The sequence below is a fragment of the Candidatus Woesearchaeota archaeon genome (assembly GCA_003695435.1).
In the GTDB taxonomy this organism is placed as follows: Archaea; Nanobdellota; Nanobdellia; order Woesearchaeales; family UBA11576; genus J101.
This window is the reverse complement of sequence record RFJL01000010.1, coordinates 1-24,420: the sequence shown is the minus strand read 5'-3', so window position 1 is coordinate 24,420 and position 24,420 is coordinate 1. Positions and strand designations below refer to the sequence as shown.

Here is a 24,420-nt window from a genome sequence, read left to right as displayed (position 1 = left end):
TCGGACGTCTTTTCCTTCTTCGTTTTTGAATTCTTCAGAACCGATTTTAATGTCGCCTATCTCAACAGTTCCATCAAGAAACCGATTGGTTGCAACTTCCGCTACGTCAACACAGCGAGAGATGAATTTTCCTCTTGCTTTGATAATGACTTCAGAAGCGTTTTTGGTGGTGAACTGCATCACTACGCCGGTGACGTAGTTCATGAACGGCTTGTTGCCAATAAAAATGCTATTGTCATCCATGTTGACCTAGTCCTCTCTAGTCTTATAGAGCTTTGTGAGGTACCCTGCGACAATGTTTCTGAGCTTTTTACTCTCAAATTTAGCCAAAGTCTGCACAACAGCCTTGTTTTCGTCAAAGGACGGTTTAATGTGCTCCCTGTGCTTACTAAAGATGTCTTCAGTTACCCTTTTTACCAATTTTGTCTTGATTCGTCCCATAGTGTGGTCACCTTTGATGAACGCTCGGTTCTTAGGACTATTTAAACTTACTGTCCACAATACTCCGTATTTATAAATTAAGCCCGCAAGTGCAAACATATGACTACTTCAAGGGACATACTTAGAGGATCGCTCCTCATTTTCCTTGCAACAGGGTTTGCAGCTGCATTTTCCTATGCCATTCGCATATATCTTGCGAGAAGTTTCAGTATTAATGAGTACGGTCTTTTCTATGCAGTATTTACGCTTATATCCACTCTCATGTTATTCAGACGTGCAGGCCTTCCCCCCGCAACTATTCGATTCGCATCTCAAGAGATTGCAAAAAAAAACATCAAGAATGCAAATCGCATTGTTAGTACATCCTTTTTTCTCCAGTTTAGTTTTGGCGTACTTCTTGCGGTACTTGTTATTTTTTTATCCCCTCTGCTCACAAAATACTACTTTGAAACACCCGTTAGCGAGATTCTTCTTAAAAGTTTATCACTGTTTTTTATCACATCCCTTGGAATTGAACTCGTGCATCAACTACTTAATATCAAGCAAGATAGTAAAACTTTCGCCGCTTCAGTGATTTCCAAGGAAGTGATTCTCTTCTTGTTAATCTTACTTATACCTTCAAAATCTTTGATCGCCCCTTCTCTTGCCTATGTACTCTGTGGTGTTTTTGTCTTCCTATTGTTCTTTCGCAAAGCATTCAGAGGATTCTCCTGGACCGTTCCAGATAAATATTCTGCTAAAAAACTCCTTGGACTTGGGAAGATTCTCCTTGTTACCACAATTGGCTCAAACATTATCAGCAATTTTGATACCCTAATGCTTACAAAACTCTCCACCTATGAACAAGTCGGAATCTATAATATCGTTCTACCAACAGTCATGGCAATTTTTACCATCACGAACTCACTTACTGTTATGGCTCTTCCGACACTAGTCAAAAGGTGGGAACACGGAAGACGTGAGGAGATCAGAAAAGGTTTTGAATTCATCTACAGGCTCCTTATGGTGTTCAGCCTCCCGTTTCTTTTCGCTTTAGGAACGTATGCCAAGACATTTATTGCAGTATTTTTCGGCTCTCAATATACTTCAGGAACCCCTGCTATGCAAATACTTCTTCTTAGCATACCCTTCGCATTACTAGCAACATTAAACAAGCAAGCACTCATTGCATTCGACTCACCCCGGAAAATACTCTTCGTGGAATCAATCACAGCTGCACTCAATGTAATTCTCAACCTTTTTCTCATACCCTCTTTCGGCATTGAAGGTGCTGCTTTTGCAACAACAATTAGTTTCATCGCCATGCTTTTCCTTACCCATCTTGCAATAGTTAAGAAAATAAAATTTGAATTCCCTTGGAAATCGTGGACGCTCACATTTATCGCAGGCACATTCTTCCTTTGCATTCTTCAACTCTTCCACACACAGCAGTGGAACATCTTTTTCAAGCTAAGCACATCAATTCCTCTTGCATTCCTCACTTACCTGGCAATAGTGCTCTTCATGAAAATTATACAAATATCTGAACTAAAATGGCTTATGAACCTAGCTCTCAAGAAATAGTTTCAACAACAATCTTCGCAGCTAACTGCACCGTCATCCCATTCACGTCTTTTGCAGGATCAACTTCTACAATGTCCATGCATTTTACTTGTTCAATGAGTTGCAAGCGTTGTACTGCAAAGAGTACATCTCTTGAGGTAATTCCACCAGGTTCAATCCATCCTGTTCCTGGAGCGTGTGCGGGGTCGCAGACGTCTATGTCAAGGGAGACGTAGCAAGCTGGCCAGGAGCGTATGACCTCCATGACTCCTTGGATAATATCGGGGAATCCTTGTTGATAAATTTGGTCCATGGTGAAGTGGTTGATTTTGTGCATTTTGAGATAGGCGATTTCGCTTTGCTCCCAGTTGCGAAGACCGATGAGGATGATTTTCTTGGGATCGATGATGCCTTCTTCGATAAGAGTAATCAAGTAATCTTCTTGGGTTGGGGGGTTGTGATTATGTACAAGGTCTGGGTGCGCGTCAAAAACGAGGAGTCCTGCTCCGGGGTTGTTCTTCATAAACCCTTTGACACTTGCGTAGGTGATGGAGTGGTCTCCTCCAAGGATGATGCGCGGGTTGTGCTCGGTTACTGCTCTGGCGATACGCTCATTAGTCTCCTGCGCGTTGCTAAGATCAACGTTTACAGTCTTCACTTCGGGTTTCTGGAAAGGTTTTCCTTTTTCGCTTGAGAAGAAATTGTTAAGAGCTGTGATAATAGCTTGGGGCGCGTTAATAGCTCCTTTGCCTTTTCCGGTATGCTGGTGTGCGAAGGGGATTGAGAGTATCATAGCTACATCTCCTCAGGAGCTTCTATGCCAAGAAGGGAGAGTCCGTACTGAATTATTTCTTTTACTTTTTTACAGATGTGCAGTCGTGCATTCATGAGGGTTTCATCTTCGCAGAGTACTTGGCAATGTGCGTAGAAGGTATTGTACAGCTGACATAAGTCAAGTAAGTAGTGTGCAATGATATGGGGTTTTTCTTGTTTGCAAGCATCATCAATTGCATCATTGAATAACAACATGTGTCGCAAGAGTTTACGTTCTTCTTTTGAGTTTATAACGGTAAAATCTGGTTGTGGTTGCGGTGATTTTTTTCGTAGAATTGCACTGATTCTAGCATGCGTGTATTGTACGTAGGGTGCTGATGCACCATCAAAGGAGAGTGCTTTTTCCCATGAGAAGTCTATGTCTTTTGTGCGATCATTTACAAGATCATGGAAGATGATTGCACCTATTCCGACTTGCTCTGCAACCTTGTCTTTATTTTTGAGCTGAGGATTTTTCTCTTCTATGATTGATTTGGCTTTTTCTATTGCAAGGTCAAGAACTTGTTCAAGGAAAATGAAGGTTCCTTCACGTGTTGACATGACCTGTCCTTCAAAGGTCATGGTGCCAAAGTCTACATGGGAGAACATGTTTTTATCATAGCCCATAAGGCTTAGCGCGTTGAAGAGCTGTTCAAAATGTAATTTTTGGCGCTTGTCCGTAACATAAATTATTTTTTTAGGATGGTATTCTTCTAGTCGATAGAACACTGCTGCAAGATCTCTTGTGTGATAGGTAGTGGTTCCGTTTGATTTTATGAGGATGAGTGGCGGTTGCTTGAATTGATCTAATTTTATTACTTGTGCTCCTTCACTTTCTTCAACACGAACCTTTTGCTTGACTTTTTGAATCGTTTCATCAAGTTTGTCAATGTAGAATGCCTCACCTTTGAAGGAGTCGAACTCAACCTTGAGTCGCGAGTAGTATTTTTTGAATTCTGCTAGGCTTAATTCTCTGAATAATTCCCAAAGTTGTACTGCTTGTTCGTCACCTTCTTCTAATCGTTTAAACCATTCTCTTCCTTTCTCAGTAAGGGACGGGTCGAGTTTTTCTTGTTCTGAGAATTTTTGATAGATATCAATGAGGTGGTCGAGAGGATTTTTTTCGAGTTGTTTTTCATCCCCCCACAATTCATATGCTGCAATGAGTTTTCCGAATTGTGTTCCCCAGTCTCCAAGGTGGTTTACTCCGATTACCGTGTAGCCTCTTGATTTGTAGATATGTTTGAGTGCATTACCAATTGCGGTTGAGCGTAGATGTGCAATGCTAAAGGGTTTTGCAATATTTGGGCTTGAATAGTCAATAACAATAGTTTCATCTTTCTTCTCGGATGTAAAACTGCTCTGCATTGCTTTTTGAGCGATCACCCGTGGTTTGATAAAGAAGTTTAAGTATGGCCCTTTTGCTTCTACGTTTTCAAAAACCGGATGGGTAGGTATATCATCTTTGAGTTCTTGTGCGATGTTTTGCGCTATTTGAGCAGGTGATTGTTTGCGTTGTTTTGCTTCTTTAAAACAAGGATATGCGAGGTCTCCAAATTCTGCTTTTGGAATTTCAATGAGTGTTTCATCAACATCCAAGGTTCCCTTGAGAAGTTCTTTAAGTTCCTGAACAAACATGAAAAAGATTGAGAAATTCCCCTATTTAAGCATTATCTAAATTTTCCTACTTCTGCGAAATCCAGCATTGACTAAGTGCAAAACCCTTAAAAAGCTTTGAAAAGAAAGGGATGTAAAAATTCTTGCCCAAGTAGACTTCAGAAACTAGATATTTTTGCGGTTTAAACCGGTGATATTTAAGCAACCTCTTTAGACCAGTTATAGTAAAACCATTACAGTGAGTCCTATGGTTCGTTGAGGCAGGATATCGTAGACCCAACTGGATATTAGCTGTGTGCCACGTAGAAGGATTGAACCCAAAAAGGAGGGATATTCTTTCGTGAACTGCTGCAAGGTTTGGAGTTCCGCAAATAAAATAGCCGTTCTTCTTGAGAATAGAATAAATTTTTTCAAGTGCAGCATCAATTTCATAGATGTGTTCAAGAACTTGATTACAAAAAATAAAGTCAAATGATTCGTGCTCGAATGGAAAGTCATCCTTATTCAAATCAAGGAAATGCAATGATTCAAGTTCCGGAAATTTTTCAAACTTTCCACGCCACCCCTCGTATTCAACACCATGAATTTCAGCATGTGGAAACAACATACGAATTTTCTTAATAGACTCTTCTCCCGCACAACCAAGTTCAAGAATCTTAACTTTTTTCTTAGAAGAAAACAAGGATATCGCTCGATAATACATTTCATTATCAGCTTCCCTATGTCCTTTCATATGACAGATTTTTGAAAAAAACTATTTAAGACTTACTCTTCTTCGGAATCGTCTTCTGTAGATTCTTCATCTTCAGCATCTTTTCCTTCCCAGTCGTCGTCAGCAGCTTGTTCATAGCCTTTCATGAATGCTGCTTCATCAGCGTCGAGTTCGTCGTCTTCGAGGAGTTCGTCTGCATCTGTGTATGCATCTGCTTCGTGTTCTTGTTCGTCTTGAGCGATTTTTTCATCACCTCCTTTTGAAAAACTATTTTCGTTTTCACGTATAAAAATGTTATGTACGCACCAACAGGTCGTTTCTTAACAGAACGTATAGATATTTCCTGCAATAGTGCTTGCTCTTACCTTCACTTCCTCTTACCCCTCGTCACCTCTTTTTCGCCAAGTTTATGCTTTGCTTCTTTCTTTCCTCAAACAAGAGTGCAAAAGAACGTATTTCAAGAGCACATATTTATTAAGAGATCTGAGTTTCTTCCCTCTATGAAAATTACTATTTCCGGTGCTCTTGGCTCGGGTAAAAGCACCGTTGCAAAACTGCTTGCAAAAAAACTCCATCTTGACCATTATTCCATGGGCGATTTCCAGCGCATGCTTGCAGAAGAAAAGGGCATGAGCATTCTTGAATTTAGTGAGTATGTTATGGACAATCCTCAAATTGATAGATTAACTGATGAAAAGCTCAAAAAAATTGGCGAGCAAAATGATGATTTCGTTATTGATGCGCGTCTTGGATGGTATTTTATCCCTGATTCTATCAAGATTTTCCTCCATGTTGATGAAGAAGAGAGTGCACGCAGAATTTACGCTGCGAAGAGAGGTGATGAGACTGAAAATAAGGACTTGCAAAAAACAATTCAGAATATCAAAAAACGCAAGGCAGCAGAGATTGAGCGTTACAAGAAGCTCTATAATGTTAACTATTATGATCCTAAGCACTACGATCTCCTCATTGATACTACGCATATCTCTGCACAAGACGTTGTTGACACCATCATCTCTTTTCTTAAAACCACAGGACACCTCATCGAGCGTCTTAAAAAGAATCCTTCCTAAACCAGAGTATCTGCTCCAGGATGCGCGTGACACACACACCCATACCACAACCTTTAAAAACACACCTTTGCTTTCTTTGCTTAATTCTCTAGCAGTGAAGAATACTTGCTAGGGGGACCTAGAATGACTCAAAAAGTAAAAAAAGGCGATTTCATTGAACTTGACTACACAGGAGAAACGCGTGAGCCTCGCGTAGTGTTTGATAGCACTAGCGCTGAAGTGGCTAAAAAAGAAGGCTTTTTTAGCAAGAAGATGAGATATGGCCCGCTTGTCATTTGTGTTGGTTATAACCAGATTCTTAAAGGCCTCGATGATAGTCTTGAAGGGCTTGAAATAGGCAAAGAAGCAACTATTAAGCTTCCTGCAGAGCGTGCATTTGGCAAGAAAAGCGCTGCGAATATGAAACTCGTTCCCAGATCTGTTTTTATGAAAAACAATATTCGCCCAGAAGTAGGCCTACAAGTACAAGTAGGTGGCATGGTAGGAACGGTTAAAACGGTGTCTTCAGGGCGTATCATTGTTGATTTCAACCACCCCCTTGCAGGAAAAGATGTTATTTACAAAGTACACATTCACAAACGCATTGATGATGATGCAACAAAGGTCAAGCACTTTGTTGCAATGAGTCTTAACCTTGACCCTCAAAAAGTCGAGGTTACACTCAAAGATGGAAAACCAACTATTGATATTCCTGGGAAGTTCCCTCAACCCCTCCTTGACCACATAGGAAAACGCCTTGTTGAAGCGGTTCCAGGACTCAAGGAAGGAACACTCACAGCAAAAGAAGAAAGCAAGGAGCACTAAGAGCGTCACGATTACAACCCCATGATACCCACAGCAAACAACACACAGCCAAAGGGGGATGAACACAATGGATAGTTTCATTAGGGAAGCAACACAACGAGCACAAGATCAACAACCAGTCGGACATAGCAAGCGCAATCACGTTGATGATGAGTTAGAACAACTCCTCTCACAACACAGTGCAAAAATTAAAGTCGTGGGTTGTGGAGGTGGTGGTAATAACACCATTAACCGCATCACAGAGGTTGGGATTAAAGGAACTGAAACAATTGCGATTAACACCGATGCGCAAGATTTACTCTATACCACCGCCGATCAGAAGATTCTCGTCGGAAAAGAACTCACAGGAGGTCTTGGAGCAGGAAGTCAGCCAAGAATTGGTGAAGAAGCAGCAAGAGAATCAGAATCAGATATTAAAAAAGCACTTCAAGGCTCAGACATGGTGTTTATCACCTGCGGTCTTGGGGGAGGAACAGGTACTGGCTCAGCACCAGTTGTTGCAGAAGTTGCAAAGAAACTCGGCGCACTTACGGTAGGTGTTGTTACTATTCCTTTTTCTATGGAAGGCCAGCGAAGATATGAAAACGCAATCGTAGGTCTTGAAAAAATGGAATCCATTGTGGATACCCTCATTGTTATTCCCAACGATAAACTTGTTGAACTCGCACCAGATTTACCTCTTCACACCGCGTTTAAAGTTGCAGATGAAATCTTAACCAACGCAGTTAAAGGTATTGCGGAACTAGTAACTACAACAGGTCTTGTAAATCTGGACTTCGCAGATGTTCGTGCAGTTATGGGTAACGGTGGCGTTGCTCTTATTGGTGTTGGCGAGTCTGACACTGAAAACCGCGCTGTTGAAGCCGTTGAAAAAGCAGTTAATAATCCCTTGCTTGATGTTGATATTACTGGCGCTAACGGCGCACTTATTAACGTTCTGGGAGGCCCAGATATGACACTTGATGAAGCGCGCAGAGTCGTTGAGACGATCTCAGAACGCCTTGACGAAGAAGCACGTATCATTTGGGGTGCGCAGATCTCAGAAGATTTACGTGACACTATTCGCGTGATGCTCATCATCACAGGAGTAACATCAGCACAGATCTTCGGACATGAACGCACCGTGAAGAAAAAATCAGAAATACAAAACGAATTGGGGATTGAGTTCGTATGAAAACAGCAATGCAAAGACTAAGACAATTTACTAAGGAATGCATACGCGTTCTTAAAGTTACTAAGAAGCCTGACGCTCAAGAATACAAGAGCATTGTCAAGGTCACAGGTCTTGGTATGCTTGCAATCGGACTTGTCGCATTCATCATCGTTTTGTTCAAAGAATTACTCTTTTAGAGAAGGAAAAAAATGGAAACCCACATCTATGCCCTACGAACAACAGCAAATCGAGAAGACCAAGTTATGGACTTCCTGACCGCTAACATCGCAAAGAAGAAATTACCAGTCTATGCAGTAATCAGACCGCATGGCATGAGAGGGTATATCTTCGTTGAAGCTCAAGATAGGGAGAGTGCTGATCAAGCAATTTACGGCATTCCTTATGCCCGTGGACTCCTTCCAAAAGAAGTTGAGTACAAAGAAATTGAACACATGCTTGAACAGGTCAAAACAGAGATTAACATCAGACAAGGAGATATTGTCGAGATTATCTCAGGACCATTCAAACGTGAAAATGCAAAAGTATCACGTATTGACACTACAAAAGAAGAAGTCGTTGTGGAACTTGTAGAAGCTGCAGTTCCCATCCCGGTTACCTTGAAGATTGACGCTGTTAAGGTTATTAGAAGGGATACTGACGAACCTGCGGAGGGTTAAAAAAATGGCAAAACAATCAGTTGATGTACTTATTGAAGGAGGCAAAGCAACGGCAGCACCCCCTTTAGGACCAGCATTAGGACCTATGGGAGTAAATATTGGGCAAGTCGTAGCTGAGATTAACAAGAAGACTGCAGACTATAAGGGAATGCAAGTACCTGTCAAGGTTACTGTTGATGATGAAACCAAAGAGTTTGAGATCACTATTGGGACACCTCCCGCTTCTGCTCTGATCAAAAAGGAATGTGGAATTGAAAAAGGAGCTGGAAACCCAAAAACGGACAAGGCAGGAGAGCTTAGCATTGATCAAGTCATTAAAATTACTCGCATGAAGGAAGATGCTCTTCTTGGAAAAGATCTTAAAGAAAAAGCAAAGGAGATCATGGGAACCTGTCAGTCCATGGGTGTATGGATTGAAGGTGTTAAAGCACATGATGCTATTGAGCGTCTCAATAGTGGCGAGTGGGACGACAAGCTTAAGGCGTAAAAACATCTCTTTAATTATTTCCCTTTCTCTTTTTGTATTCAATTAAGGCGTAAATCTTTCAATACACATCAAAAAAGTTTCAAGCATTACAACAAAACACTCTTTAAAGAGAAAAACACCGTTAGCGTATGAGGTGTTTAACCAGAGGTGAACAAATTACGTATGAAGTTCTCGTGTGCAAGGGACCGCAAACTATTGTACGACTTGCAAAATCTACACGTCTTTATCGCACATCCCTCTACCAAGTAATTGAGAACTTAATGAACAAAGGTCTTGTTGTAAAAGAAGGAAGTGTAGTCAAAGCCCTTCCGCCTACTAAGCTCAAAGAATTAGTCATGCAAGAATATATGAAAGATGAGATGCGCCTCTTAGAATTGGAAAAAATATACTCGTCTCCTCTATGCGAATCCTAACGCGTATTTTGAGCATTCTTCTGCTAGAGCGCCAAGTTTGGGGTTATTATCAGGATCTATAAGCTGACAATATGAGTCATCTTTTGTTATGCTTGCATATTCTGTAAAACAAGCAAGCAATTTGAGTTCTGAATAAATTTCTTGTTTGAGGTACGTTGTACATAAGGATATTTCATCTCGCTTTGCTGCGAGTTTTCCTACGCAACGCGCTCTAAGCTCATCATAAGGGATTGCATCACAGTACGACACATCATCTTCTGCGACTGCGAAATCAGAAAGGCAACGCATAGCATCACTCTCCTTGTAATGTGATGCACAACTTTCTCTTTTCTCGTTTTGTGAGATTTTGATATCAAAGTGTTCAAAACAAGATGCCTTTAGATATCCTGTTTGATCGCAATATGCAGGCTCATTATTTGAAATCGCGTAGTCATACAAGCATTTGAAGTAGGTATCATGTTCGCATTGATCTTTTCCTCTTTTTGGATCAACTCCGCACTGCGCGTAGGTAATATCATCTGCTACGCGCCTACACACCTGTTCAGGGTTGAACTCCTTGAAAATGTAAAACGGTTCTAAGAAATACTCTCCTTCTTGTTTGATGAGTTTTGCTGTTGTCGTCGTGACGTAGCGCTTGCGATCAATTTCAAAAGTTATGCTCTCTTCAGATACATTTACTGCTCTAACACTCAGAATTCCTAGGCGTTTATCTTCTTCTTCTGCAAGGAATACAAAAGCATCCTTTGTGTATTGCGATCTGAACTCAGGAGTGAATAAATCATAAAGCACGTTGTACTTCTTCGCAGTCCAGAACTGTTCCACATCTTTTGCAAAATACTCTGCTGAGCTTAATCCTTTGGGCGCATCAACGGTACGTGCAGATTCGGAAATGACAAGATGATCACCTGAAGAGGAACAGGCAATGAGAAAAAAAAGCAAAAAAATTGAGAATATTTCCCTTGTCAAAAAGGATCACTCCTCCACGTAGATCACACCCTGTGCTGTGGGTTTTGCGGTTGAGAACCATTTAATTTCGCCAGGTTCTGTGAAGGTGTAGCTCCATTCTTCTCCATACCTGAGAGGTTTTGACTTTTCAGACATATGAGCCCATGCAGGAGTGTGTAGGAAGTTTTTTGCATTGTTCCTCCACGTAACAGTTTCCCCGACTTTGATGGTGAGTTCTTTTGGCTCTACAACGAAGTTTTCTTCAAAAACTATGACGTGATCTTCTGCCTTGATTATATCAATAGTATCATTGGTGGATTGATCGACACCATCTTCCGCAACGAGGTCGTCTCCCTGCACTGATTCTTCTTCAACAGGCATACTTCCTTCTTGAGTTCCTTGATCAAGAAGTTCGTCCTTACTTGCTTCCTGAGCGCCAGGCTCTTCAACTGCGGGCTCGGATGGAGAGTTCATAGTATCATCTACCTGTTCTGTAGGTGGTGTGTCTGGCTCTTGAGGAACTTCAACCTGTGTTGAACAACCCACAAGTAGCGCTATCATAAGTAGTGCAAATAATACGTATTTCATGGAATGAGCAAGAGAAAATGATGTTTATAAATCTTAGTGCTTGAAAATAAGCTTAAGTTGGTGTATTCTGTTAATGAGGTCATCGTTGTGATTGATACCTCGTAGCTCTTTTTCAAGAGCGTCGAGTGCTTGCAATGGTTGTTTGGGAAGGCTTTTCTTCTTGGAAATCTTCTCAAGAAGTTCTGCCTCTTGCTTAAGCTCTTCTTCGCTTGGAGCTACTCCTCTGTGATACTCTGCGTAGTAAGGCGAGACTATATCTCCTTGATACTCTATGTGTGCTTCTTGTCCTGGTCTTAGTGTTAGAGGGCGCACGCCATCTTTGAGTGCGGTAAGTGTTTTCCCACCGACCTCCATGCTAAAACTAGACTTGTCTTTTACATAGTGTTTAAGAAAATCAATAATCGTTCCTTTTTTGTAATAAGGAATTTGCTCACCACCCTTAACCACTGCACCTACATTATTAGCATCTTCAACGAGGATGACATCAGTAATGCTCTTCTTGAAGAACCAGGGTCTGTTTCTAATTCCCAATGCTACCAAGTCTCCTGCTTTGTGTTTGAACACGATAACTGCCTGCTCGTAAAAGAACAACAGCAATGTTCCTACTGCTAAGAGGAATAGTGCAGGGAAAAGCGGATTTGAGTGTTTAATTTCTTCAATGCCTTTGGTTACGTAGAACGCTATTTTTTCTGATGCCGTTTTTGATGTTTCTTCTTTTGCAAGAGCTGGACACTTTCTTTGTTGGATAGGTCCAGAGTATTCTCCTGCGCAATTATTAAGATCGGTACAGACTCTTTTTTGAATTCCTTCAACGCATTCCGACCAACCAGTACAAGAATATTTTTTCGTGCACGTCGTTACAGGGCTTGGCCTTGTAGCTCCACCACCCCCTCCACCTCCTCCTGAAGGTGTTGTCGTAGCGGTTACCGTAAATGTTGCACTTTTAGGTGTTGCGAATTTGTTGGAATTATCTTTTGCATGCACTGTGTAGATGTACGTTGCACTCGGAAGAGAAGTGTTCAGTGTGGTAAAGGTGTATGTTCCGTTCTTCTTATTTCCAGCCACACGTGTCATGGTATAATTAATAAGCGTTCCATTCAGGTAATCTACTTCGAGAAAGACTTTTTTGACCTTTGCGTTATCACTTACCTGTGCGGTGAAGGTAATGTTATTCCCTGCAACAACGGGGTCGGGAGTATCTGAAATGGATTCAATTACGGGGGGTGAACCTGGAGCAAGCCCCACTATGGGATCACCAGCTAAAAGGTTGAACGTTGTTTGTGATAGGTTTGCAGCAGGAGCTACAAAGGTCCAGCCTTCAGAGGTGTCATCAAGACAGGTCCTATTAGTGAAGCTGAAGTTAGTACATTTGTGTACTTCGAGATTTGGATCAAGAGTGTGTAGTGCCGTGATATCAACGCTTGAATAGTTTATTTGGGGTATGAAGGAGAAGAGGCATTGCCAATCAAGATAGGTTGAAGAATTCGTATCAGGGTTATCAAGACCGAGGAAATTTCCTATGAAACCTTGTGCTTCAACGCCTTTGAATAAGAAGTTGACAGCACAACTCAGATTGACAGGAGTGACGTTAATAAGGTATTTTTGACCATATTCAAAAGTGAAGTTGTAGATTTCATCATCAATTGCAACGAGTGTGCCGTTAGGAAGGAGCAGTGTAACGTTTGAAGGCTCGGCGGTGACAAGATCTTCTGTGAAGATGAACCCTGAAAATGAGTAGGGAGCAAGTACTTCTATTGATGTGTTGTCAAAGAGGGCGGAGTTCACCTCGTCACCTGCGAAGGTGTAATTTCCTAGTGCAGTTGTATTGGGTAAAACGTAGGTTGTGTTAATGCTTCCTGATCCGTTTGCAATTGTTGTAAACGTGCTCAGCACTCCTGAGCTGTTAGTAAAGTTAATTTGCACGGTCGCATAAGGCGTCCAACCGTCACCTCTGAGAAGTACTTCAACTCCTGGAGAGTATTTAGGAAATTCTGTTGTGATGGTTGCTACTTCGTCGCAGATATGGGTTGTAAGATTGCAAGTTCCCACACTGCAATCACTATTTGAGGAGCAGCCGCACGTGGTGTTTAAGAGGCAAATGTTACTCACACAGTCTGTATTGAGCACACAAGACTCATTGTAGAGTTGTGCTCCTCCAATGATTTTTACACCGCTCGACGTTCCTTGAGATGCTACAAAAGGAATAAGGAAGACGAGAAGAAGAGTGAGAAGAAGAGTATTACAAACAATACGCTTAGTTATTTTTTTCATCGTGAGCATCTTCTTGTTCATCAGGAGGGACTAGTTCCTCAATGAGAGGGAATACATCGTTCACCCCTTTAACTTCAGTGTAGGAAAATGTGTATTCCACACAGTCCTCTTCGGGAACATCCTCGTTTTGAGCATCTTTGTCTTTGCTAAGTTTATCATCTTCTCTATAATCGTAAGTGATGAGGAAGCGCTGACCCTTTTTGATTTCAAGGAAATTATCCTTTGGTGCGAAATGCAAGTACAGTTTTTCCTCATGTAAGAGTGCAAAGGACGTCCTAGATTCAACCTGTTTTTTGATATGCTCTAAGAGGTTATCCTTTATGTGTTTTACCTTAGTTGTAACGAGAGATTTTTTGGGAAGGTGATCATCTTGGAGTTCCTTGGTTATTTCAAAGAGTTTAACCTGTTTTATAGGGAACGCCACGTTGTCTGCAAGAAACACCCACTTAATGGGCTTGTGATACAGTTTTGCACGGTGTTCAAGAATGATACGTACGCGTACTAAACCATTGTCTAGATGCGTTATGGTCTTGCGGATACGAAGAGCATGTTTCTTATCCACCCGGTATGCACAGTAGATAAGAAGTGCTATAACTGCAAACACACCTATAACTAGTCCGCAGACCTTTAGCGCACGTTCAAACATTGTTGGAGGACGCGCAAGTTTTTCAAAAGAAAATTTGCCTTTTACTGCTTGGCGAACAGCAATCATACCTCCAGAATCTGCAACGCTTGTAGCTGTGACGTATCCCGAGTAGTTTCCAGGATGTAGTCCTGAAGTGTTAATGGTAATAAACACTTCTTCGCAACCAGGATTTTCTTCACAAGACCCTGCGGGAACGTAGGGGTCTAGTGTAAAAAAAGAAGTACTCAAGTCAATTCGCCAAGGTTCTATGCCTTCTGCTGAAATGTCAAATGCGGTTTCTTTTTGTTCCCAATTGAAAACTCTAAAAGAAAACGTAACGAGATCTGTTGAGTGGTTGACGGGAAGAGTTAAGCACTTCACACCCTCATTTGGTGTGCAACCGGGAGAGATACCTATTCCTGATTGAGGTAGTGCTAAAACTAGAGGGAGAAGGAGAATGCATAATGCTACAAGTACGAGCCTCGTCATAATGAAAAATGAAAAGATTAAGCCTGTACCGCGGTGAAGGTCACCGTACCGTTGTATTCTTGTGGGATGTATCCTACTGGGATTGAGATCCAGAAGTAGACCTCTTGTGTCGTACTGGTGAACGCGGTAAGACCATTCACAAGGGTTTGTGCAGTTGTTGTGAGTGCAGTTCCTGGAGTTGCTGTAAGGTTCCACTCAACATTGGAAACATCAATCTCGTAAGCAGGATCTGTTTGTCCTGTAAGATTCGTTCCCTTGATGGTTACGTTGACATCAACGTTTCCTGTGTTGTTTACAATTGCAGGGAATCCTTTGATGGTTCCACCAGCATACCCATTTCCTGCTGTTCCGTTATCTGCTCTTCTTTGTGTAACGGGAATAGTCGTGTTTCCGAAATCAATAGGTACGTTTACAAGTTCAATGTTCACAAGCGTGTTTACAGTGAAGTTTCCTCCCACAGGTGTTGCCTCATTTCCTGCTGCGTCGCTTGCGTAGACAGTATAGTTGTATGTTCCTGGAGCGAGGAAAGTATCAATGGAGTCATTGAACCAGATCCCATTTGTTGCTACTCCTGACTGCAGGGTCATTGTGAAATTTGTTTTTGTTCCGTTTGCGTAATCCACTTCGAGGATCACTGTTGTTGCTCCAAAGTTATCGGTGATGTTCGCTGTGACACCAAGTGTTTGTCCTGGATCAACAGGATCAGGAGTATCCGTTACCGTGTTAATAACAGGTGCGATAATGTCACCTACATTGATCTGAATAAATTCTGTGTTGTTCACATTACCACCAGTATCATTGGTCCATATTGTAATGTTGTAAATACCATTAGTTTGGGTCTGGTTGAAATCACCTTCCCAGAGACCTGTTGTGGAATTAAACGTGAGTGTAACGTTTACTTGTCCAACGCCAGGAATGTCTATGATAGCAATTGCCGTGTCAATTGAACCATTATCGGCGATATTAACAGAAATGTTTACTGTATCATTGAGTTGGAAGTCAGAATCGTTTACTGGTTGAGTGATGTTAACAAGAGGAATAACCGTATCTTGAACAACAAATACCGTTGCGTTGTAATCAGTTGCAAGAGCTGTATCTGTTGCAGTGACATTCACCGTCCAATTTCCTAATTGAGATCCTGCTGCTATGGTATACGTCGTGTTTTGAAAGAGTTGAGTAGTAGAATTGTAAACGAGAATAAAGCTCACATCATCACCAGGAGATCCTGGAGTTCCCGCATCAAACGTGAGATTGACTTGTTGAATATCTGCTGGAACACCGTTCACATCAGTAACATTTGCAGTAATCGTCATGACAGAAACACCTACTTCTGCAGGGTTTGGAGATGCAGTTACAGCATTTACCACTGGTGGCGTGTTTAGGATACGCACATGAGTTGTTGTGTTTGTTTCATTGGCTGCTGAAACAGCAAACACTGTAAGAAGGAAGATAAATGTTAATAATACACCCCTTTTCATTGTGGAAACTCTTTTTTAAGTTGAATAAACACATTCTTCATTTATGTATTTATAAACATTTCGTTTGGAGGAACGCGAGCAGGATAATAACTCCTGTTACTACTTCATGTTTTTGCAACAGCGTTTGTAAAACGCATTGACCCTCTGCAACATCTGCTAATTTACTACGCACACTCTCTACGTATTGAACCCTCATTATTTGTTTATGTCTGAACGGCAACCAAGGTAACCGTTCCTTGATAACTTTGTCTTGAGAGCGGACCTACCGGAGAAATCCAGAAGAACAAATCTTTTTGACCAAATAACGCGCTGATGTTCGTAAGTGCAGGTGTAAAGGTATAGTTGAGTGGTTGCGAGAGGCTCACATTGCTCGTATTTGCAAACGATACTCTTGTCACATTAATAACATATGATGCATTTGTAACGCCAACAAGATCCGTCCCTTTAATGGAAACATTTGCGTTAACGTTCCCCTCATTAACGACGATTAAGGGAAATCCTTTGACCAGCCCTCCTTCGTATCCGTTTCCTCCTGTACCGTTGTCTGCAGGTCTGTTTACATCTCCTGCAGTAGTATTCCCAAAGTCTATGGGATATTGTAGCAATGAAATAGAAACTGTGGGATTGACGGTGAAATTTCCTGTGACTGGTGTTGCGTTATTACCAAAACCGTCGCTTGCATAGATAGTATAATTATGGACTCCTGGAAGTACTTGGTCTGAGAAATTCAACTCCCACGTCCCGTTATCAAGCGTTCCTGAAACAAAAGTCATGGAAAAATTGTTAAGAGTACCATTGTTATAATCGATCTCGCAAATAACTGAAGTTACTATGCTGTTCTCATCACTTACATTTGCACGAATAGTAATAGGACTTCCTCCGTCCACGGGGTCAGGCGCATCTACAATCGCTGTGATGTTAGGACCTATGGAATCGTTGACAATGAAGAAATTTGTCTGTGTGTAATTGATGTTCTTATACGTATCATTTGCAAAAATTCTATACGTGTAAATGCCAACAATGCTTACATTGAAAAAAACCGAATAGTTTCCTTGGTTGTTTTCTGCCATGGTGAGATTAACCGTTGTTAGGTTTGGATAGGTTACCGTTGCGATAACAGTGCTAATATTATGTACATCAATTACCTTTGCACTGATATTAACGGTGGTGGTCTGGTTGAAAAAGGTTTGATTGGGCTTAAGATCAAATACGCTTGGTGGTTTGAAATCAACCTCGGATCCAGTCTCATCTGCTAGAAGGATCGTATCAGGATCGTCTGAGACTTGTGAGCCATTTGTTGAAAAATTCACTGTTGCCTGGTTCTTGACTTCAGTGAGATTTTCAGGTCCTTGAAGCAACGTCACATTAAAGCTTGCATACACCGTATCAAAACCAGTAATATTGGATATGTTAATGAACACTGCGTTAGGAACTGTCACGTTGAAGTCTCCTGCGTCACCATCAGCAGCATCGGTTAGGTGCACTCCTTGATAGACGATGGATTCTGGAACGTATTTTGCGTATGCGGGTATGGGATCGTAAAGCGTCACGTTTGGCGCAGTTTCTGCTACCGGATTGTTGATAGAAATGTTGTAGAACACCGTGTCGTTTGCAAAGAACAACCCTCCATTAACATCTACGTCTGTTTTAAACACGTTAAGATCGCCATTGTAAAATGCATTTGTTGTCAGGAGGAGGAATGGCACTTTTGTGTAGATGTTGTTAGGACCAAAGGACGTTGTTTGGTTATTTACGTTATACCAAATCCAGCGGTAAAGCCCTCCCGAGCCATCAATGTTGAAGGTGAAATTCTCCTCATCAAGCGTATTTCCTGAAGGATCCGTGTTGTTTCCGATCAACGTTCCATTAGGATAATACAATTCGTAGTAGATGAACGGTGTGGAAGGTGCTCCCGGACTTGAAGCATCTGCGCTGTAATCCGCATCGTCATCAAGGAATGTCAGGTTAGACTCTCCTGGTGGCACGTTAATGAAGAATTCAAAGTAATCTCCTTGTTCTAAGTACGTTGTATTAACCGATCCAAAGATTGCATCCTCATCTGTTGCAATAAATTGAAACCCTGTAAGAGGTGAAAAAATAGTTGTTTTCCCTTGTGTGATGAGTTTGAAGAGGTTTACTGCGCTTGCTGCTTGGTTGTCAAAACTAAAATCTAACCTGTAATAGTAATCACCATCACTGTTAAGCGCGTTGGGGCTTTGACTTGCTGCGTAGAAAGTTTCAAGCGTATTATCCGTGAAATCTGCGGAACTGTGGCTAATCAGCGGGAAGAGCTTTGTTCCGTTAATATCTTTGTCAGCATAGAGCGTATAGGTTGTGGTACCTCCTGTTCCTGCATCAAATACCCCTCCAAAGTCCCCATCAAGAATTGATATGTTAACAACAGGGTCTGATCCTGGAACGACGATGAAAATACTTGCATTGGTTGTGACTCTTGTGCTGTACCCTGTTCCAATTACAGCAATCATTCTTCCGTCATTAACATCCCCTGTAGGAAATCCCGATCTTACGGGGATTTTAAACATGCCTTTTTGCGTGTCATTTCGCAGGTTCCCAGTGTCATTTGCGAAGATGGTGATTTCATAATCTCCTTGCCACCAGGTCTGAGAGAAATTTGCTTCGTATACGTTATCACCATCAGGGTCTGTCATGGTAATGTTGTAATACGTGTTGAATTTGGGAACTTTTACCTGTGCTATAACAGTATCAACACCAACGTTATCTGTTACTGTCGCGTTGATAGGAACGATATCTTTTGTTGCATGTGTCGTGTTCTGAGGCTGCACGTTGGTGACACTGGGAACTTGCAGGTCCGTGTAGTTAATGATAAGGTAGGGTTGCTCGCTTGCAGTGCTCCAGTCTTTTGAGCGGAAATTTTTTCTTGACCGGGGGCCGTCAAGATCAGTATCCTCTTTGAGAATCCAACCAAAATTAGTTGAAAGATTATTGTAGAACGCGATGACATCTGCGGTTACGTTCCACTTTGCAAAGGTGTTAAGATCGGAGCCGTTAAGAGCAACAGTGTCGGTTGGTGTTGCAATGAAATCACCTCCTGCATTCGTCCAGGAATTAACACCGTCATACGTGTCCCACGTAACGTTAAGCTCAGTCCAGTTTCTTGCAGGGTTTTGTTGTACGCGGTGGAGGGAGTAGTTGAACTTCGTTGCAGTATCGTCTCCTGTGGGAATGGAATAAAAGTATAAACCAAGCTCTGCGTTTGTAATAGTAACGTTGGGCGGAATGTGGGAGAGATCAAAAGAGATAATTGATCGGTGAATGTTATTATTGTTTCTATACCCCGCTCTGAGTTGACTTGTTGAACCATAATTCGTGGATGATTGTGATCCGCTTCTAAAGCGTGCATCACTAATATTTGCAGGACCTGTAATTGTCTCTCCAAATCCTGGGTCTCCTGGAAGAAGAGTGATGGTGTAATTTTGTCCTGGTGTCATGTTGGTGAGAATAAGAGTGTAATTGTCGTCATCAAGACAGGTTTGTGAGGTGAAATTGAAATCAGTACATTTGAAGAGATTATTTCCTTGCGCGGTGAAGGTGACGTTGATGTATTCAAAGTCCAGTCCTGTTGGGTCAAGCGCCCACGTATTCTCAAGAGATTCTGAATCATTGGTGATATTGGTTAGTCTAAGCATGCTTTGCCCTGTTGACACGTTGTGATTAATAATAACGATTTCTTGGACACTCGTCTCATTGAGTGGTATTGCAGTGATGTTCTGCAACTCACCAGACTGGTTTGTGATGGTTGCATTTACTGCTACGCTACTTCCAGATTCATCAACTACCTCAATGGGCTGTGTGACTGGCTCGCCAATGGAGATGAGTCCTTGTTCCATTGTGAACCACATCACGAATTCAGAAGTGTGCGTATCACAATCATCTGCGCCGTCTTGTTCACAATACCGGATATCAGGTGTTGTTGTGTTAACATCACGCGCCCAAGCATATTGCGGGTCTTGATTTCCATCATCGTCGTTTTGGGTGACCATCATTCGCACATTTGTGTAATTTGCAGTCCAGGTAATGGGAGTCCAAGCACTATTGCTGATATCCTCTGAGCCGTATTGGAAATTGACTGCTTTTGAGAAGTTCGCATTGAGTACATCAATTGCAAGGTACGCAAAGGTCTCGGAAGGATTTGACGTATCACAATTATTGCCTGTTCCTTGATGTGTACAGCCAATAATATTTGCACCTGTTGTGGTAATATCATCAACCCAGGCTACTGGTGCTATGTTTGATCCTCCCTGATTATATGTCTGTGCTTGAGTAAATACATAAGGGGTGTTGTTGAAGGTCTTGGAAAACGTAATAGGCGTATCTGCGCCATTGGTTGAAGCAATTACTGTTCCTACCTCCATCCACTCAGGGTATGGTTTTGAAGGGTCAAAAACGAAGTAGTGCAACGTTTCATTAACCACGGTGGGATCACACGTAGTAGCTCCGTTATCCTGACAAATAGTGATATTCATATGTGTGGTGTTGATGGAATAGATAAGTGGGATGAGCGCGCTGTCATCATCTGTAGGTCCTGCGTTCTGTGTTACAGGTGTTGCGAAAATGAGCGGTGTTGTGGAATAGGTCTGATTGAACTTGACAAGTGTTGATGCGAAGTTGCCAAGAGTAACTTCTCCCGTCTCTCCAAAAATTACTTGAGCAGGAGCGGGGTCAGGAGCATTTTTTACAAGAAAGACTACATCATCATTATCATCATAGGTCCCAGATCCTCCAGAAGAATCTGAGCAGGTCTCGCTTTGCACACCCCCTGGATTATATTGGACCCACACTCTTACTGAGTGATTTCCTTCAACTGAGTCTAGCGTTAGGTTGTTGAAGGTGATCTTGGTCAAACCACCCGCAGGACAGGATAATGTTTGCTTTACAGACCACGAAGGAGTGTTTGCGTTGCTTGTGTAGACAAGTCCAATGAAATCATCAGCCGGGTTTGAGTAGCAGTTCACCCATGCTTCAACCTGAATGGTGTCTCCAGGTCTGAAATGTGAGTTATTGAGACTGGTGATGGTAATGTTCTCAACAGATTCGTCTGTGAGGTATGTTCCTGAAGTTCCGTCAGTACAGGTATCAATGGTGTTTGGTTGATTTGGTTCAGGCGTTGTAAGAGAATCTCTTGACTGTAATAATGAGCTGTTTGCACTGCAAGGAGACTCACCGTTTGCACAATACGGAGCAGTAAACGCGTTGGAGTATTCTGCGTAGGCAGGGTCAGTTGCGTTAAGTGTTAAAGCATATCCTTCGCGCTCTTCTAGGTCCGCTACTTTCACCCAGCCTCCTGTAACAGTACAATAAGGATTTCCCCGCTCATCAGTTTCCTTTGAACACGTACGAGTTACCACACATTCCTGTGTTGAGAAGTTCCAAGAAGCACACTTATAGAGTTGTTTTCCTGCATGGTTTGGAGAGATTTTTACAGTAAGATTATCAAAGGAAAGATGTTCTGGATTAATCGCATATACTTGAGAGACACCAGGAGTTTTAAGGATACGAGAATTTGCAATGTTAAGATCTATATTGAGTTCGTGAAATGTTGAGGTTTCATTTAATGCGTGGATAGTTATGTTTGTGATTTTACTCGTAGGATCTTTGAGTGTTACGAGCACATCGGATGCGCCTTGATGTTTTCTTAACGTAACGATGTCGTTAGGCAGTAAGTAGTTTTGACGATCAAGGATATCAACGGGTTTCACGCTTGTTGCAAACCCAGCCACAGTTGGTTGCAGGGAAACATTGTAGATCTCCTTTTCAACCGTTGCAATTTTCTTCCAACGCCCGTTACATCGTTGAGATTGAAACTCCCAGGACTCACACATGAAGATGCTTTTCGCAGGAGTTCTAGAAAGAATCCTCAAATTTGTTGCATTAAGTGCAACGCCATTTATGCTGAACATGTTTGTCCAACCATCGCGCAGGTCATCTTTTGATACGGGGACGGGTTCTATAAACAACTCTCTTGAAGCGCCTGAAGACTTCTTGAAATACTTGACGAGTTGGATATACCCATTAAAGTTATTCTTCGGTTGGATTATGACATCTATGAGGTCTTTGTTCTTTTTATGCGCCACTATGCGCTGATCTGCATCAACGAGGTAATCCTCTTTATCAAGAACATCTACTGGTGCAATGCTTTCTCCAAAACCAGGGTCTTCAGGAGTGAGTTCAAATTCATATTCCTCACCGGGTTCAAGTTCTACTCCGCGTACTTTTTTCCATTTGCCTTCACAGCGTTCTTCTTCAAAATTCCACTCCACACATTTAAAGAGAGATCTTCCCTTAGCTACCGCTTTTACCTTTGCTTTGGTAAAGTTGACACTCTCGGGGTCAAGAGCGTATGCCTGAACGAAGAGAGGTTTTTGCTCTTGGGGGTTTAGTTCCTGCACTCCTAGTTTGAGTGAGTCACCTCTCACGTCTTCAAAGAGAATTTCTTTTATTGATGAGTTCCGAGTCGTTATGCGCACTTGTTTTACATCTTCACCGATAAAAGTAGTCTTCCTGCGTACGTCAAGAGTTATGTTTTGAGGCGTGTTTTGCGCGTCTGCTATGGAGATTACTGTGAACGCTTCCGAGGCATCTACTGGAACACCAACAGTTAGAGTATAGATGCGAAGAAGAACAAAGAAGATAAAGACAAGAACAAAACTGAAGATCAACGGAGACTTTAGTGCCACTATTAGGGAGTTCTGGTTACGCTTCATGCGGCTCCTCCCGGTCATTTGAGTGGTAAATCACTTTTGACTGATAATCTATATTCCAATAAGTGAAGAATTCCTTGAGCTGCGAATAGTGATCCGAAGGAATGATAACTACGCTTGGGGCGATGTGCTGCGCGTTTAGCGTGTCAAGAATTCCTGTTGAGCCATTTCTTCCTTTGAATGCATAGTGGAATTTCACCCTTTGAGTTGGAGAAAGTTGTCTTGTTGAGAACTTTACCAACACCCCTTTTTCAAAGCCATCCATGCGGTTAATACGATTAACAGCAGTTTATAAAAGTATCTTTGGACTTGAATCATGAATTATCCGTGCAGATGGCATATTCTACAGAGGGCAGAATCTACAGGTGGCACATTCTTCCAAGAACGCAACTATCACTTGCAAAAGAAGTCTAGCAATCTACATGCGTCAAAATTACTTTCGTGCAAATTACTTTTGTGCCTTACTCTTTTGCACTTTTCCAATGGTGAACAGGCGCAGAAGAATACCCACAACAAAACAGATCACAGAAATAAGTGCGAATCTGTCTGTGAGTATTATTTTTCCTGCAAAGAAAAGAGCTATTGACGCGATGAGAAGAGCAAATGCCAAAAAAATGAGAATATTCGCAAGACGGAACACCCTAGTAGCAAGCGAAGTGTTTGCATTCTCGCGGATTTTACGTTTGAAGAGATTTTTGAATTCCTTATTAAGAGAAGATTTCTTTTTAGTGGTTGTTGAGTCCACCAATGCACCGACTTCTTTTTTCGTTCGGTGGGTGATTGATGCCTTCCTGAAACCTTCTTTTTTGAGGTTGCGTACTTCCTTGAAGAGTTGGTTGAATCGATCTTCTTCAACTGCTTCTTTTTCAAGCTCTTTTATGTATTTCTTGAAGTATTTGAGTGTTTTTTGAAATCGCGTCTGAGAGACAAAATTCACTTTTAGCGATTTTACTTCTTCTTGTAATGCTGAAATACCATCCAGGGCTTTTGCAAGTTGCTTTTTTAGTGCTTCTTGCTCCTTACGTGATACGGAGTGAGATTTCTTTTGCTCTTTGAGAGCATCTTCTATATCACTTATTCGAGAAAATGATTGTTTGAACTGATCTTGCGTGGTTGTAAACTCCTTGTTGATATCCTCAACGAGTGCTTCTGCTTGATCAATGTGCAAGTATTCTTTTTTAATTTTTGAGAGCAATGCTTTTTCTTGTTTTTTGAGTGTTGAGCGCAACTCCTTTCCTTCGAAAGCAAGTTCTCTTTGTAAATGCACGAGTTCTTTTTTAAGTCTATCAATATCTTTTTTGGCGGAATCAACGTGTTTTCCATACTCTTTTTTTGTAACACTTGAGTGTTCAAGGTCAATAAGCTCTTTTTGTGTAAGTGCAATTCTTTCGCGAAGATTTTCAAACTCTTTGCTAATTCGCGCATTTTGCTTTTTCGCTTCTTTTACCGTAAGATAATTTTTATGTCTTTTACGTGCGCGGAGTTCTTGCTCATTTACTCGTGCAAGTGCGTTTTGGATGAGTTCTTTTCTTTTTTTCTCATCTTTTTCAAG

The 24,420-nt window shown here is 41.6% G+C and carries 21 protein-coding genes; 8 read left to right on the top strand and 13 right to left on the bottom strand.

The window, feature by feature from the left end:
* Positions 1 to 243 (bottom strand): DNA-binding protein Alba (gene albA, locus D6774_00715; protein ID RME78597.1); only part of this gene is annotated, 243 nt, incomplete at its 3' end.
* A 6-nt stretch (positions 244 to 249) separates the two neighbouring features.
* Positions 250 to 540, bottom strand: a complete 291-nt coding sequence (locus D6774_00710; protein RME78596.1) for a 30S ribosomal protein S17e — start codon at positions 538 to 540, stop codon at positions 250 to 252.
* Between D6774_00710 and D6774_00705 the strand changes: the two genes are divergently transcribed.
* Positions 541 to 2,004 carry a flippase gene (locus D6774_00705; GenBank protein RME78595.1) on the top strand — a complete coding sequence of 488 codons (1,464 nt, stop codon included), beginning with the start codon at positions 541 to 543 and terminating at the stop codon, positions 2,002 to 2,004. It abuts the gene before it with no gap.
* Here the strand turns inward: D6774_00705 and D6774_00700 are convergent.
* Genes D6774_00700 through D6774_00690 form a run of 3 tightly spaced genes read right to left on the bottom strand, consistent with a single transcriptional unit; the run spans position 1,994 to position 5,146 of the window.
* Positions 1,994 to 2,776, bottom strand: a complete 783-nt coding sequence (locus D6774_00700; GenBank protein RME78594.1) for an arginase family protein — start codon at positions 2,774 to 2,776, stop codon at positions 1,994 to 1,996. The genes D6774_00705 and D6774_00700 overlap by 11 nt on opposite strands.
* A gap of 2 nt (positions 2,777 to 2,778) precedes the next feature.
* Positions 2,779 to 4,434: an arginine--tRNA ligase gene (locus D6774_00695; GenBank protein ID RME78593.1), complete on the bottom strand. Its 1,656-nt coding sequence runs from the start codon at positions 4,432 to 4,434 to the stop codon at positions 2,779 to 2,781.
* A 46-nt stretch (positions 4,435 to 4,480) separates the two neighbouring features.
* On the bottom strand, positions 4,481 to 5,146 hold the full coding sequence (locus D6774_00690; protein RME78592.1) for a class I SAM-dependent methyltransferase: 666 nt from the start codon (positions 5,144 to 5,146) through the stop codon (positions 4,481 to 4,483).
* A gap of 275 nt (positions 5,147 to 5,421) precedes the next feature.
* Between D6774_00690 and D6774_00685 the strand changes: the two genes are divergently transcribed.
* From D6774_00685 to D6774_00655, 7 genes are all read left to right on the top strand, one after another.
* The gene (locus D6774_00685; GenBank protein RME78591.1) at positions 5,422 to 6,198 is read left to right on the top strand and encodes a hypothetical protein; all 777 of its coding nucleotides are present in this window, start codon (positions 5,422 to 5,424) and stop codon (positions 6,196 to 6,198) included.
* A 123-nt stretch (positions 6,199 to 6,321) separates the two neighbouring features.
* Positions 6,322 to 7,002 (top strand): peptidylprolyl isomerase, encoded by a 681-nt coding sequence (locus D6774_00680; protein ID RME78590.1) that lies wholly within the window; start codon positions 6,322 to 6,324, stop codon positions 7,000 to 7,002.
* Between the two features lie 67 nt (positions 7,003 to 7,069).
* The gene (gene ftsZ / locus D6774_00675) at positions 7,070 to 8,176 is read left to right on the top strand and encodes a cell division protein FtsZ (GenBank protein RME78589.1); all 1,107 of its coding nucleotides are present in this window, start codon (positions 7,070 to 7,072) and stop codon (positions 8,174 to 8,176) included.
* Positions 8,173 to 8,352: a protein translocase SEC61 complex subunit gamma gene (locus D6774_00670; protein RME78588.1), complete on the top strand. Its 180-nt coding sequence runs from the start codon at positions 8,173 to 8,175 to the stop codon at positions 8,350 to 8,352. The genes ftsZ and D6774_00670 overlap by 4 nt, the downstream gene beginning before the upstream one ends.
* A 12-nt stretch (positions 8,353 to 8,364) precedes the next feature.
* Positions 8,365 to 8,832 carry a transcription elongation factor Spt5 gene (locus D6774_00665; protein RME78587.1) on the top strand — a complete coding sequence of 156 codons (468 nt, stop codon included), beginning with the start codon at positions 8,365 to 8,367 and terminating at the stop codon, positions 8,830 to 8,832.
* Positions 8,833 to 8,836: 4 nt separating this feature from the next.
* Positions 8,837 to 9,319, top strand: a complete 483-nt coding sequence (locus D6774_00660; GenBank protein ID RME78586.1) for a 50S ribosomal protein L11 — start codon at positions 8,837 to 8,839, stop codon at positions 9,317 to 9,319.
* Between the two features lie 128 nt (positions 9,320 to 9,447).
* Complete coding sequence (locus D6774_00655; GenBank protein RME78585.1) at positions 9,448 to 9,732, top strand: hypothetical protein; 285 nt, start codon at positions 9,448 to 9,450, stop codon at positions 9,730 to 9,732.
* Here the strand turns inward: D6774_00655 and D6774_00650 are convergent.
* From D6774_00650 to D6774_00615, 8 genes are all read right to left on the bottom strand, one after another.
* Positions 9,718 to 10,671: a hypothetical protein gene (locus tag D6774_00650; protein ID RME78584.1), complete on the bottom strand. Its 954-nt coding sequence runs from the start codon at positions 10,669 to 10,671 to the stop codon at positions 9,718 to 9,720. The genes D6774_00655 and D6774_00650 overlap by 15 nt on opposite strands.
* Positions 10,672 to 10,704: 33 nt before the next feature.
* Positions 10,705 to 11,265, bottom strand: a complete 561-nt coding sequence (locus tag D6774_00645; GenBank protein RME78583.1) for a hypothetical protein — start codon at positions 11,263 to 11,265, stop codon at positions 10,705 to 10,707.
* A gap of 33 nt (positions 11,266 to 11,298) precedes the next feature.
* Positions 11,299 to 13,536, bottom strand: coding sequence for a hypothetical protein (locus D6774_00640; GenBank protein RME78582.1), 2,238 nt, complete (start codon positions 13,534 to 13,536; stop codon positions 11,299 to 11,301).
* Complete coding sequence (locus D6774_00635) at positions 13,520 to 14,650, bottom strand: hypothetical protein (protein ID RME78581.1); 1,131 nt, start codon at positions 14,648 to 14,650, stop codon at positions 13,520 to 13,522. Before D6774_00635 ends, D6774_00640 begins: the two co-directional genes overlap by 17 nt.
* 17 nt (positions 14,651 to 14,667) lie before the next feature.
* Positions 14,668 to 16,128, bottom strand: coding sequence for a hypothetical protein (locus D6774_00630; protein ID RME78580.1), 1,461 nt, complete (start codon positions 16,126 to 16,128; stop codon positions 14,668 to 14,670).
* A 203-nt stretch (positions 16,129 to 16,331) separates the two neighbouring features.
* The gene (locus tag D6774_00625) at positions 16,332 to 22,889 is read right to left on the bottom strand and encodes a DNRLRE domain-containing protein (GenBank protein ID RME78579.1); all 6,558 of its coding nucleotides are present in this window, start codon (positions 22,887 to 22,889) and stop codon (positions 16,332 to 16,334) included.
* Complete coding sequence (locus D6774_00620) at positions 22,861 to 23,133, bottom strand: hypothetical protein (GenBank protein RME78578.1); 273 nt, start codon at positions 23,131 to 23,133, stop codon at positions 22,861 to 22,863. The genes D6774_00625 and D6774_00620 overlap by 29 nt, the downstream gene beginning before the upstream one ends.
* 183 nt (positions 23,134 to 23,316) lie before the next feature.
* On the bottom strand, positions 23,317 to 24,420 hold a 1,104-nt coding region (locus D6774_00615; GenBank protein RME78577.1), incomplete at its 5' end, for a hypothetical protein.

Coding starts and splice junctions, on each gene's coding strand:
- D6774_00710 (RME78596.1), bottom strand. CDS start 540: ATGTTTGCACTTGCGGGCTTAATTTATAAATACGGAGTATTGTGGACA.
- D6774_00705 (RME78595.1), top strand. CDS start 541: ATGACTACTTCAAGGGACATACTTAGAGGATCGCTCCTCATTTTCCTT.
- D6774_00700 (RME78594.1), bottom strand. CDS start 2,776: ATGATACTCTCAATCCCCTTCGCACACCAGCATACCGGAAAAGGCAAA.
- D6774_00695 (RME78593.1), bottom strand. CDS start 4,434: ATGTTTGTTCAGGAACTTAAAGAACTTCTCAAGGGAACCTTGGATGTT.
- D6774_00690 (RME78592.1), bottom strand. CDS start 5,146: ATGAAAGGACATAGGGAAGCTGATAATGAAATGTATTATCGAGCGATA.
- D6774_00685 (RME78591.1), top strand. CDS start 5,422: ATGTACGCACCAACAGGTCGTTTCTTAACAGAACGTATAGATATTTCC.
- D6774_00680 (RME78590.1), top strand. CDS start 6,322: ATGACTCAAAAAGTAAAAAAAGGCGATTTCATTGAACTTGACTACACA.
- ftsZ (RME78589.1), top strand. CDS start 7,070: ATGGATAGTTTCATTAGGGAAGCAACACAACGAGCACAAGATCAACAA.
- D6774_00670 (RME78588.1), top strand. CDS start 8,173: ATGAAAACAGCAATGCAAAGACTAAGACAATTTACTAAGGAATGCATA.
- D6774_00665 (RME78587.1), top strand. CDS start 8,365: ATGGAAACCCACATCTATGCCCTACGAACAACAGCAAATCGAGAAGAC.
- D6774_00660 (RME78586.1), top strand. CDS start 8,837: ATGGCAAAACAATCAGTTGATGTACTTATTGAAGGAGGCAAAGCAACG.
- D6774_00655 (RME78585.1), top strand. CDS start 9,448: ATGAGGTGTTTAACCAGAGGTGAACAAATTACGTATGAAGTTCTCGTG.
- D6774_00645 (RME78583.1), bottom strand. CDS start 11,265: ATGAAATACGTATTATTTGCACTACTTATGATAGCGCTACTTGTGGGT.
- D6774_00640 (RME78582.1), bottom strand. CDS start 13,536: ATGAAAAAAATAACTAAGCGTATTGTTTGTAATACTCTTCTTCTCACT.
- D6774_00635 (RME78581.1), bottom strand. CDS start 14,650: ATGACGAGGCTCGTACTTGTAGCATTATGCATTCTCCTTCTCCCTCTA.
- D6774_00630 (RME78580.1), bottom strand. CDS start 16,128: ATGAAAAGGGGTGTATTATTAACATTTATCTTCCTTCTTACAGTGTTT.
- D6774_00625 (RME78579.1), bottom strand. CDS start 22,889: ATGACCGGGAGGAGCCGCATGAAGCGTAACCAGAACTCCCTAATAGTG.
- D6774_00620 (RME78578.1), bottom strand. CDS start 23,133: ATGGATGGCTTTGAAAAAGGGGTGTTGGTAAAGTTCTCAACAAGACAA.